The following is an 11,575-nucleotide window of genomic DNA, read 5'->3' as shown; positions in this document are numbered from 1 at the left end:
GTGTCAATCGTCGGACAAAGGATCCAAGTCCGGGAACAGTACTTTGGTAAAACCAAAGTTCGAAAAATCGGTAATCCGCATCGGATACAGCTTGCCGATCAGATGATCGCATTCATGTTGGACTACCCGCGCATGAAACCCCTCGGCGACACGGTCGATCGGCTGGCCGTACTGGTCATGACCTTCATACCGGATCATCGACAGGCGGCTGACAATGCCCCGCAGCCCCGGCACCGACAGGCAGCCTTCCCATCCCTCTTCCATGTCTAGCGAAACGGGGGTGATCATCGGGTTGATCAGCACGGTCTCCGGTACAGCCGGCGCATCCGGATAGCGCGCGTTCTGCCTGAAGCCAAAGATTACGACCTGCAGATCCGCGCCGATCTGCGGCGCGGCCAATCCCGCGCCGTTGGCCGCGCGCATCGTTTCGAACATGTCTTGAATCAGTTGATGCAATTGCGGCGTATCGAACTTGTCCACCGGTTTCGCAATGCGCAACAGACGCGGGTCGCCCATTTTGAGAATTTCGCGGATCATTGCTGTTCACCCCCTAAAAGCCTACGCATCCCTTCTTCGTCCACGATCGAAATGCCCAACTCTTCGGCCTTCGTCAGCTTGTTGCCCGCGTCGGTTCCGGCCACCACGTAATTCGTCTTCTTCGACACCGATCCCGCGACCTTCGCGCCGGCGGCCTCCAGCATCTCCTTCGCTGCCTCGCGAGACAGGGTCGGCAACGTGCCGGTCAGCACCACCGTCATGCCGGCGAGCGGCCCGGCCGGTTTGCGGGGAGCCGGCGGCCCCTCGGACCACTGCACGCCGGCTGCACGCAGTTGCTCGATCACCATCCGGTTATGCGGCTCTGAGAAGAAATGGCGGATCGCCTCCGCGACCACGGGGCCGACGTCGTTGACCTCGAGCAACGCCTCCTCGCTAGCGTCCATCAACGCATCGAGTGAGCCGAAATGCCGGGCCAGGTCCTTTGCGGTTGCCTCGCCCACGTGTCGAATGCCCAGCGCATAGATGAACCGCGGCAACGTTGTATGTCGCGCGCGCTCCAACGAGTCGATCAGGTTCTGCGCGGACTTGTCCGCGAAACGGTCCAGTTGCGCCACCGTCGCAAAGCCGAGGTTAAACAGGTCCGCGGGCGTACGGGTCAGGCCTTGCTCGACCAACTGATCAATGATCTTCTCGCCGAGCCCATCGATATCGAGTGCGCGCCGCTGTGCGAAATGCCACAACGCCTGCTTGCGCTGCGCAGCGCAGACCAATCCGCCCGCACATCGCGCGATTGCCTCATCCGGCAACCGCTCAATTGCGGAGCCACAAACCGGGCAGTGGGTTGGCATCGCGAAAGGCCGCGCATCGGCCGGCCGGCGCTCCTTGATGGCGCCCACCACTTCCGGAATCACGTCACCGGCGCGGCGCACGATGACAGTGTCTCCGATCAGGATATCCTTGCGACGTATCTCGTCCTCATTGTGCAGCGTCGCATTGGTCACCGTAGCGCCGCCGACGAAAACCGGCTCGAGCCGTGCAACGGGCGTGATCGCGCCGGTACGGCCGACCTGTACCTCGATTGCCAGCAATCGGGTCAACGCTTCCTCTGCCGGAAATTTATGCGCCAGCGCAAAGCGCGGCGCACGGGAGACGAAACCGAGCCGGTCCTGCTCATCACGCCGGTTGACCTTGTAGACGACGCCGTCGATGTCATACGGCAGCGACGCGCGGCGAGCGCCCACATCGCGGAAAAACGCGAGCAGGCCCGCCGCGCCACGAACCACCGCTCGCTCTTGATTCACCGGCAAACCCATGCTGACGTACCAATCGAGCAGCGCCGAATGCGTGTCCGGCATCGGCACGCCGTCGAGCACGCCGATACCGTACGCGAAAAACGACAATGGACGCTTCGCGGTGATCCTCGAATCAAGCTGCCGGAGACTGCCAGCCGCCGCATTGCGCGGGTTCGCGAATTCACGCTGGCCCGCCTCGCGCTGCCGCTTGTTGAGTCGCTCAAAATCGCGCTTGAACATCAGCACTTCGCCGCGCACATCGATGACTTTCGGCACTGCGTCGCCGTTGAGCGTCAATGGCAGTGACCGAATGGTCCGCACGTTCGCGGTCACATCCTCGCCGGTGGTGCCATCACCACGCGTGGACGCCTGCACGAAACGGCCGTTCTCGTAACGCAGCGAGATCGCCAAACCATCGAACTTTAGCTCGCACGCGTATTCGACGTCACCGTGCTGCAACCCATCACTGACGCGCTTGTCGAACGCGTCAACGTCGCTGTCCTCGAACCCATTGTTCAGCGACAGCATCGGCACGTCGTGAACGATAGGCGCAAAACCTTCGGCGACCGCACCACCGACACGTTGCGTGGGCGAGTCGGGCGTGATCAGATCCGGATGGTCCGCCTCGATCTGCTCGAGTTCCTTGAACAATTTGTCATACTCGGCATCCGGGATCTCCGGTCGGTCGAGCACGTAATACGCGTAATTGGCGCGATCAATCTCTATGCGCAGCCAGGCAGCGCGCTCGGCCGGACGGTCGGCGGATGGCGGAAACATCATGCGTGACATCAAAATCGGTTATTCATGGTGAAATTATCGCAGGAAGCCACACGCGGCGGCATCCGCCGGAAGCGCTATTACAGGAACACGACGGCACCAATAAAAAACCCGGCGCTATGCACCGGGCTCGCGCAAGTGCCACGCCGAGCATCTCCTCACCGACTGGCGGACGCCCACCGCCGCCGGCGCGCCGAGCGGGTCAATTACTGAACAGCCGTCGGGTCGCCGGCGAGCCGGCGGGAATACCCGCCTGCTCCAGCTTCGCGTACAGCGTCATCAGTTGCGTATCGATCGCCGCCAGTGCCGTCTCGGGCAGCGGCCGGCGCTGGTCGTCGACGACCCGAGCGCCGATGCGCTGCGCGAGCGACTTCGCGTAGTCGCACATCAACCGGAACGGCAAGATGTCTTCGTCGGCCACCGGCACGTCCAACAGCAGCGTGATCATCGTGCCGCCCTTGTATGTCAGGTCGTCACGCAGGAAATTGGTGTCGCCGAACTGCAACATGAATACCGGATTTTGCTTGGCATCGAGCTTGACGAACCGCGTGCCGTCACGCGACAGCAACAATCCGTCCTGCGATGCGACGGCCTGCACATAGTTGGCCGACCACGGCGCGCCGTCAGACAGCACGTTGACCGACAGTTGAGCATCGCATTGCGCGGCGAACCCGTCCAGTTCGCGTGCCATCGACACCGTTTCCATCATATCCGGAAACTCGGGCGCGCCATCCAGCGCATCGGCGAAAGCCTGCACGCCGGACACGAACTCCGAAAATTCCAACTCGTTCAGCGGCCCGTTGCGGTTGGCCAGTTGCACCGCCGCACGCAATTCGTGGTATCGACCGCCCGGCTGCAGCAACGCCCAGTGCTCGCCGCCTTCGGCCTTGCCCTCGATGAACACCGGCTTGCCACCGGCACGCCGCAACCGTTGCGCGAGCGGCAGCACCTTCTCGGCGGCGACCGGCGCTGCGATGCGAATCGGCACGACGCAGTCGATACGCCGATCCACGAGCGCCGGCGGTGCGGCGCTGATCGTCGTCGCAGCCGGTATGATCGGTTCCGGCTGCCCATCGTCCGCTGCGCACGGCTTGGCCTGCGCAGCGCCAACCCCATCGCCGCCACCTTCCGCCTGCAGATCGACCGGCGTATCGGGCGCCGCCGACGGTCCGAAACTCGGTTCGCGGCGTGCCTCGGCCTGATCCGCGCCAAAACCGGGCTCGCGGCGCGCGCCCGGGGCCGCTGGCTCGATGAACGGCCGCTCCTCGTTTGCGTCGGGTGCGCGCGCTAGCTCCGCCGCCGCATCGTCCGGCATCGGCCGGGGCATTCTGCGCCGTACCTTGGCTGCCTGCCACGCGTTGTACGCGACCACGCCGGTCACCACCACTGCGCCCGCACCTATCAATCCGAGCGTCAATTCATCCATGCAAACTCCATCAGCAATGCTTGTTCGTGTTGCTGCCCATTACCCGGCGTTCTGCGCGAAGCCCGCGGCCGTTTCCATATCGACCGCGACGATCCGCGACACGCCTTGTTCCTGCATCGTCACGCCGATCAACTGCTGGGCCATTTCCATCGCGATCTTATTGTGCGAGATAAACAGGAACTGCGTCTTGTCCGACATCGCCCGCACCAAATTTGCGAAGCGTTCGGTATTGGCGTCGTCCAGCGGCGCATCGACCTCATCCAGCAAGCAAAACGGCGCTGGATTGAGCTGGAACATCGCAAACACCAACGCCGTCGCGGTCAGCGCCTTCTCGCCGCCGGACAGCAGGTGGATTGTCGAATTCTTTTTGCCCGGCGGCTGCGCCATCACCTGTACGCCGGCATCGAGGATCTCCGCGCCCGTCATGATCAGTTTGGCCTGCCCACCGCCGAACAACCGCGGAAACAGTTCGCCAAAATGCCGGTTAACCTCGTCGAAGGTGCCCTGCAACAGCGCCCGCGTCTCCTCATCGATCTTGCGGATAGCGTCCTCGAGCGTCTCGATCGCGTGCTGCAAGTCGGCCGACTGTGCATCCAGGAACTGTTTGCGTTCGCGGGCTGCGCTCAGTTCGTCCAACGCCGCCATGTTCACCGGGCCAAGCGCGGTGATGGCGTTATTGATCCGCGTCACCTCACCCTGTAAGTACGATGGCTTCATGTCCGCGCCAAGCTTAGCTTGCAGCGCCGTCTCGTCGACGCCGGCTGTCTCCAGTTGCTCGACGAACTGCTCGCGATTGAGTCGTGCGGCCTGCTCCTTGAGTTGCAACTCGGTAATCTTGTCGCGCAGCGGCTGCAGCGAGCGCTCCGCGGCCAGGCGCTGCTCGTCGGCCTGCCGCAATTGGCCGCTCAGCGCATCGAGTTCGGCACGCGCGGCCTGCAGCGCGTGTTCACGCTCGCTGCGCAAAGCCAGCGCTTGTTGCAGCCCGGTATGGGCCGTTTGTTCGTTGATCGTTTCTAGTTCCGCGCGCGCCTCTTGCAGCGCACCAGCGACGCGCTCGTCCTGCTCCAGCGCGACTTGGATACTGCGCGTGAGCGCCTCAATGCGGGCCGCGACATCGCGCTGTGCATAGACCGCCTCTTGAGCTGCGCGCTCCAATTCCCGCGCCCTCTGGCGTGCGTCTGCCAGGGTTTCGTCGAGCGCCTCGAACGCCAACTGCTCTTCTTCGAAGCGCGCCTGCAGTTCAGCCAGCTCGGTGTCGAAACGCTCGAAATTGCTCTCAGACTCGCTGCGCAAGGCCTGCTGCTCGTCGATCTGCGCGGCAATCTCATCGAGTTCCTCGCCGATCTGCACGCTGCGTTGCGTGTAGCGCTCGTGCGCCTGGGTCAGCTTGAGCACGTCCAATTGCAATGCATGCACCCGCTGCGTCGCACGTTCGACCTGTGCCCGTGCGTCGGCCAGCGCCTGCGTCGCCTGCGTATGCGCAGCCTCAGCGCGCACCGCGGCGCCGCGCGCTTCATCCGCCAATAGCGCCTGAGCGCGGACCTCGCGTCCGAGGTTGTCGATTTCTTGTTGCCGTGCAAGCATGCCGGCCTGCTCAGAATCAGCTGCATACAGTTGCACGCCAACACGGGTAACCAGATGGCCGGCCTGGACGACGAAGCATCCGCCCTCTGGCAGCTGGGCGCGCACGGCCAGTGCCTGGCTGAGATCGTCAGCCACAAACGCATTGGCGAGCCAGTCGCCAAGCACCGCGCGCAGTCCCGGGTCATCGATGCGCAGTAGCGCCAGCAACGGCCGCAGTCCAGCCGGCGTCTGCAGCGGCTTGCCGGCCGGCGGGGGCGCATAGAACGCGAGTTTGGCCGGCGGCGCGTCGGTTGCGAACGCGTTGACCCAGTCCAGATTCGAAATCTCGAGCGCGGCCAGTCGCTCGCGCAAGACCGATTCCAGCGCCATTTCCCAGCCAGGCTCGATGTGCAACTTCTTCCACAGGCGCGGCAGCGCGGCCAGTTCGTGCTTATCCAGCCACGGCTGAAGCTTGCCCTGCGTCTGCACGTTTTGCTGCAACTGCTTGAGCGCGGCCAAGCGTGCATCGAGCTGGTGGATCCGTGCGTTTTCCTGCTGCACGCGCTCCTGTGCGGCGCGGCGCGCCTCGTCTAGCTGCGGCGCCTGCTGTTGCGCGTCGGCGAGCCGTTGCTGCGCATCATCCAGAATCTGCTCGTGCTCAGCCAACTGCATGCGCAGTTCTTCGAGTTGCGCCTCGTCCGGCGCACCTAGCCCCTGCCGCTCGCTCCTCAGGCGCTCCAACCGCACCTGCAACTGCTGCAGCTGCTGGTCAGCGTTGCGCTGATGCGCCGCCTCCAGCTTCAACGCTTGTTCCGCTTGCGCGATCGCGCCCCGCTCGTCATTGAGCTTGGCCTGCGCATCGCGCCACCGCGCTTCCAACGCCGGCAGTGCATCGTTTTGCGCAGCTGCGTCGTCCTGCGTGCGCGCCGCTCGCTCCTCGGCTTCGGCTAGCAACGCGTGTGCATCGGCCAGTTCGTCGCGTGCCTTCTCGGCCTGCCGCTGCCACTGATCCCGCTGCGCGGTGAGCGCCGCGATCTGGTTCTGCGCACGATTACGCGACTCGACGATGAATTTGATTTCCGCTTCCAGCCGGCTGACCTCAGCATTGGCCTCGTACAGCGCCCCTTGCGTGCCCTGCATCGCATCGCTGGCCGCGTAGTGCGCGACGCGCATCGTCTCCAGTTGCGCCTCGACTTCGCGCAGCCTCGCCATCTGTGCCTCGAGCTCGACCTGCGCGGCGCCGATCGCCCGCTGCTGGCGCTCCTGCTCAGCCTGCGCCTCGTTCTTGCGCAGCAGCCACAGCAGGCGCTGCTTTTCTTCGCCCTCGGCCTGCAACGCTTTGAACTGCTGCGCGATCATGGCCTGTCCTTCGAGCTTGTCCAGGTTCGTGCCAAGTTCGCGCACGATATCCTCGACGCGAGTCAGGTTTTCGCGCGTGTCATTGAGGCGATTCGCCGTCTCTCGGCGCCGCTCCTTATACTTAGACACGCCGGCCGCCTCTTCCAGGAAGACGCGCAACTCCTCGGGCTTAGCCTCGATAATCCGCGCGATCATCCCTTGACCGATGATCGCGTACGCGCGCGGACCCAGGCCTGTGCCCAGAAAGATGTCCTGGATGTCGCGCCGACGCGCCGGCAGGTTATTGATGTAGTAGCTGGACGTGCCGTCACGCGTGAGCACGCGCTTGACCGCGATTTCCGCGTATTGGCTCCATTGGCCCGCCGCCCGCCCGTCGCCATTGTCGAACACCAACTCGACGCTGGCGCGACTGGCCGGCTTGCGCGCGGTCGAACCGTTGAAGATCACGTCCTGCATCGATTCGCCGCGCAACTCGGACGCGCGTGATTCGCCGAGCACCCAGCGCACCGCGTCGATGATGTTCGACTTGCCACAGCCATTGGGGCCGACGACGCCAACGAGCTGGCCGGGCACCTGGAAATGAGTCAGATCGACAAAGGACTTGAAGCCAGCGAGCTTGATCGAGGTCAGACGCACGGCGATATTCGCTGTTCTAGAGAGATTGCATGGAGTCCGCGCGGCACCTATATGCGGCGCCCGGACGTTCGGAGCCAATCATACCATCGCCGCTTGGCGGCCCAAACCGGCTCGGGCCGTTCGTCACGCGGCATGTCGTGCCGACGGCACGTCCGCGCGCGCAGGCACGTTATAATGATACGTTTGCGAATCAACCCGCGTTCAATGCGGCGGCCGCGTGCACCGACGCGGCGGCACCTGTCCCTTCTGCCGACATGGCAGCTCGACGCCGTGCTCGACGCCGCCACAAAGGCCTGCTAGTGAATCCGCGTCTCGACCTGCTGCAACCGTATCCATTTGAAAAGCTGCGCGCGCTGTTCGACGGCGTAACCCCTTCGCCAGCCCATGCGCCGATTCGTTTTGGCATCGGTGAGCCGAAGCATCCGACGCCGGCGCTGATTCACGAGGCCGTCCGCGCGTCGCTCGATGGATTGGCTTCGTACCCCGCGACCGCCGGCACGCCGCCGTTGCGGCACGCGATCGCGGCGTGGCTGCAACGCCGCTATGGATTGCCGGCGGTGGACCCCGCCACCGACGTGCTGCCAGTGGTCGGCTCACGCGAGGCGCTGTTCGCGTTCGCACAAACGGTCATCGACTCTAGTCGTACAAGCGATGCGGGCCAGCCGCCAGTCGTGCTGTGCCCGAATCCGTTCTATCAGATTTACGAAGGGGCAGCGCTGCTCGCCGGTGCGCAACCCTACTACGTGAACAGCGATCCGGCCCGCCGCTACGCATGCGATTATGGCACGGTGCCGCATGATGTGTGGGCACGCACGCAGCTGCTGTACGTGTGCTCGCCAAGTAATCCGACCGGGGCCGTGTTGGGCCTGGACGACTGGCGGGAGATTTTCGCCCTGTCCGAGCGCTTCGGCTTCACCATCGCGTCCGACGAGTGCTACTCCGAAATCTACTTCGACGAATGCAACCCACCACTCGGCGCGCTACAGGCTGCCCACGCACTGGGTCGAGGCTTCGAGCGCATCGTGATGTTCTCCAGCCTGTCTAAGCGCTCGAACGTGCCGGGAATGCGCTCTGGATTCGTGGCAGGCGACGCCTCGATCCTGAAGCGCTTCCTATTGTTTCGCACTTATCACGGTTCGGCATTGAGCCCTGTCTACCAAGCCGCAAGCATTGCCGCGTGGGGCGACGAGCAGCACGTGCGCGACAACCGCCGAGAGTACGTCAAGAAATTCGGCACCGTCACCCCAATGCTGGCCGACGTGCTGGATGTCGCGATGCCCGACGCGGGATTTTACCTGTGGGCGCGGGTTTCGCGCACCGGATTGGACGATTGCACATTCGCGCGGCGCTTGTACGCCGACTATAATGTCACCGTCCTGCCGGGTTCCTATCTCGCGCGCACCGCGCACGGCGCTAACCCGGGACGCGATTACGTGCGCATTGCGCTGGTCGCAGACACCGCCGAATGCGTCGAAGGCGCGCGGCGCATCGTCCAATTCTGCCAAAGCCTGTAGCGCGTCGCGCCGACGCCCGCCGCGCGGCGCGCACGCATTGCACCGATATCAACCACACTCGAGTTATCAAGCCATGTCGCAACCCTTGCAGCAGATCATCGACACCGCGTGGGAAAACCGCGCTGAGCTGTCACCGAAGTCCGCCCCCACCGATATCCGCGAGGCTGTCGCGCACGTGATCGGCGAGCTGGACCGCGGCACGCTTCGCGTGGCCGAGAAGAAAGACGGCGACTGGGTCGTCAACCAATGGCTGAAAAAGGCGGTACTGCTATCGTTCCGACTTGAGGATAACGTACCGATGGCTGCCGGCGGCTACTCGCAGTTCTACGACAAAGTGCCGTCCAAGTTCGCAAACTACACGCCCGAGGACTTCGCCGCCGGCGGCTTTCGTGTCGTGCCACCAGCGATCGCGCGCCGCGGCTCGTATATCGCGAAGAACGTCGTGCTGATGCCGTCGTACACTAACATCGGTGCCTACGTCGATGAGGGCACGATGGTCGACACGTGGGCCACCGTTGGCTCGTGCGCGCAGATCGGCAAAAACGTTCACCTGTCCGGAGGAGTCGGCATTGGCGGCGTGCTCGAGCCGCTGCAGGCCAATCCGGTGATCATCGAGGACAACTGCTTCATTGGCGCGCGCTCCGAAGTCGTCGAGGGCGTGATCGTCGGGGAGAACTCGGTCATCTCGATGGGCGTCTATCTCGGCCAGAGCACGAAGATCTATGATCGCGAGACCGGCGAAGTCATGTACGGCCGCGTGCCGCCGGGCTCCGTTGTCGTGGCCGGCAATCTACCGTCAGCTGACGGCAAATACAGCCTGTACTGCGCGGTGATCGTCAAGAAAGTCGATGCCAAAACCCGTTCAAAGGTCGGCATCAACGAACTGCTGCGGGGCGATTAAATGGCTACCAGCAAGTCGCGCGGCAACGCGCTGACCGTCTACGGGATCCCGAACTGCGACACCGTGAAGAAGGCGCGTGACTGGCTCGACACGCACGGTGTCGCGTACGCGTTCCACGACGTCAAGAAGGCCGGCGTCAACGCCGCATTGTTGCGCGGCTGGCTCGCCCAAGTGCCACTGGACACACTCGTGAACCGGCGCGGCACGACATGGCGCGCGCTCAGCGACGAGCAAAAGGCGGCGGCCGGCACAACCGACGGCGCCATCGCATTGATGATCGACAAGCCGTCGGTCATCAAGCGTCCCGTGCTCGTGGCCGACGACGGCATCAAGGCGGTCGGCTTCTCGGCCGACCAGTATCAAACGCTGTTCTGACATTTCCTGCCCATGAGCCGCACGCTTGCCCTGACCGAGGCCCTAATCGGCCGAGCGTCCGTCACGCCTGAGGATGAAGGCTGCCAGGCATTGATGGCCGAGCGCCTCGTGGCGCTCGGCTTCACCTGCGAAACCATCGCCCAGGGCGATGTCACCAACCTGTGGGCGCTCAAGCGCGGCGCTGACGGCCCGGCGGGCAAGCTGCTGGCGTTCGCCGGCCACACCGACGTAGTGCCGACCGGGCCGCTCGAGCAATGGAGCAGCGATCCATTCGTTCCGGTGCAACGCGACGGCCGACTATACGGACGCGGCGCGGCGGACATGAAGGCGTCGCTGGCCGCCTTTGTCGTCGCGGCTGAGGAATTTGTCGCCGCCCATCCACAGCACCGCGGCTCGATCGGCCTGCTGATCACCAGCGATGAGGAAGGACCGGCACGCTATGGCACGGTCAAAATAGTCGAGCGGCTTGAAGCGCGCGGCGAACGCCTGGACTACTGCGTGGTCGGCGAGCCGACCTCCAGCGAGCGCTTCGGCGACACGGTGAAGAACGGGCGACGCGGCTCACTGTCCGGCAAGTTAACCGTGCGTGGCATACAGGGGCATATCGCGTACCCGCACCTCGCCAAGAATCCGGTGCATCTGCTCGCGCCCGCGCTGGCTGACCTTGTGCGCGTGGCATGGGACCAGGGCAACGAATACTTCCCACCGACCACGTGGCAGATATCGAACCTGCATGCCGGAACGGGTGCGACCAATATCATCCCGGGCAGCGCGAACGTCGACTTCAACTTCCGCTTCTCGACCGCGACGACGCCCGACGAGTTGAAAGCGCGCGTGCACGCGATCCTCGACGGCCACGGGCTGGACTACGAATTAACGTGGAACCTGAGCGGCATGCCGTTCCTGACACCGCGCGGCGAGCTGTCCAACGCGCTCGAGCAGGCGATCGAGGCCGAGACCGGCATACGCCCCGTGCTCTCAACCACCGGTGGTACCTCCGATGGCCGCTTCATTGCACGGATTTGCAAGCAAGTCATCGAGTTTGGCCCGTGTAACGCGTCGATTCACAAAGTCGATGAACATATCGAGTTGGCCCACATTGAGCCGCTGAAAAACGTGTATCGGGGTGTATTGGAGCGTCTCGTCGCATGACGTACGGGGCGGTTGGCGCTGCCGTGGCGGCGCCAGCCCCAACCCGGCCCGACGCCGCCGCGCCCCTTCCTACCCGCCAACG

Annotated in this window: 8 protein-coding genes; 4 read left to right on the top strand and 4 right to left on the bottom strand. The window is 64.0% G+C overall.

Annotated elements, in window-relative coordinates; all coding sequences use genetic code 11:
• Positions 1-3 precede the first annotated feature (3 nt).
• From def to smc, 4 genes are all read right to left on the bottom strand, one after another.
• Positions 4-537, bottom strand: coding sequence for a peptide deformylase (def, locus tag KQH55_RS05640; protein WP_076784936.1), 534 nt, complete (start codon positions 535-537; stop codon positions 4-6).
• The gene (ligA, locus tag KQH55_RS05635) at positions 534-2,579 is read right to left on the bottom strand and encodes an NAD-dependent DNA ligase LigA (RefSeq protein WP_235090357.1); all 2,046 of its coding nucleotides are present in this window, start codon (positions 2,577-2,579) and stop codon (positions 534-536) included. Before ligA ends, def begins: the two co-directional genes overlap by 4 nt.
• A 190-nt stretch (positions 2,580-2,769) precedes the next feature.
• Entirely contained in the window at positions 2,770-3,993 is a 1,224-nt protein-coding gene (locus KQH55_RS05630) for a cell division protein ZipA C-terminal FtsZ-binding domain-containing protein (protein WP_076795022.1), read from the bottom strand.
• 39 nt (positions 3,994-4,032) lie between these two features.
• A complete protein-coding gene (gene smc, locus KQH55_RS05625) occupies positions 4,033-7,551 on the bottom strand; it encodes a chromosome segregation protein SMC (protein ID WP_235090356.1) in 3,519 nt (1,172 codons plus the stop codon).
• Positions 7,552-7,805: 254 nt separating this feature from the next.
• Here smc and dapC point away from each other — a divergent pair, with 254 nt between their 5' ends.
• The 4 genes from dapC to dapE all read left to right on the top strand — a co-directional run bounded on the left by dapC (position 7,806) and on the right by dapE (position 11,493).
• Complete coding sequence (gene dapC, locus KQH55_RS05620) at positions 7,806-9,065, top strand: succinyldiaminopimelate transaminase (protein WP_076797182.1); 1,260 nt, start codon at positions 7,806-7,808, stop codon at positions 9,063-9,065.
• Between the two features lie 73 nt (positions 9,066-9,138).
• Positions 9,139-9,966 (top strand): 2,3,4,5-tetrahydropyridine-2,6-dicarboxylate N-succinyltransferase, encoded by an 828-nt coding sequence (gene dapD / locus KQH55_RS05615; protein ID WP_076795018.1) that lies wholly within the window; start codon positions 9,139-9,141, stop codon positions 9,964-9,966.
• A complete protein-coding gene (locus KQH55_RS05610; protein ID WP_076784941.1) occupies positions 9,967-10,341 on the top strand; it encodes an ArsC family reductase in 375 nt (124 codons plus the stop codon).
• A 12-nt stretch (positions 10,342-10,353) separates the two neighbouring features.
• Positions 10,354-11,493: a succinyl-diaminopimelate desuccinylase gene (gene dapE, locus KQH55_RS05605; RefSeq protein ID WP_235090355.1), complete on the top strand. Its 1,140-nt coding sequence runs from the start codon at positions 10,354-10,356 to the stop codon at positions 11,491-11,493.
• The last annotated feature ends 82 nt before the right edge of the window (positions 11,494-11,575 follow it).

Origin of the sequence: Mycetohabitans sp. B3, from assembly GCF_021498065.1 — a bacterium.
GTDB lineage: Bacteria > Pseudomonadota > Gammaproteobacteria > Burkholderiales > Burkholderiaceae > Mycetohabitans.
Note: the sequence above shows the minus strand (reverse complement) of the source record. Positions and strands in the feature narration are given on the sequence as shown.

What these genes read in the sequence shown, in the direction of transcription:
- dapC (WP_076797182.1), top strand. Translation starts at nt 7,806, where the DNA reads ATGGCAGCTCGACGCCGTGCTCGACGCCGCCACAAAGGCCTGCTAGTG.
- dapD (WP_076795018.1), top strand. Translation starts at nt 9,139, where the DNA reads ATGTCGCAACCCTTGCAGCAGATCATCGACACCGCGTGGGAAAACCGC.
- KQH55_RS05610 (WP_076784941.1), top strand. Translation starts at nt 9,967, where the DNA reads ATGGCTACCAGCAAGTCGCGCGGCAACGCGCTGACCGTCTACGGGATC.
- KQH55_RS05630 (WP_076795022.1), bottom strand. Translation starts at nt 3,993, where the DNA reads ATGGATGAATTGACGCTCGGATTGATAGGTGCGGGCGCAGTGGTGGTG.
- dapE (WP_235090355.1), top strand. Translation starts at nt 10,354, where the DNA reads ATGAGCCGCACGCTTGCCCTGACCGAGGCCCTAATCGGCCGAGCGTCC.
- ligA (WP_235090357.1), bottom strand. Translation starts at nt 2,579, where the DNA reads ATGTCACGCATGATGTTTCCGCCATCCGCCGACCGTCCGGCCGAGCGC.
- def (WP_076784936.1), bottom strand. Translation starts at nt 537, where the DNA reads ATGATCCGCGAAATTCTCAAAATGGGCGACCCGCGTCTGTTGCGCATT.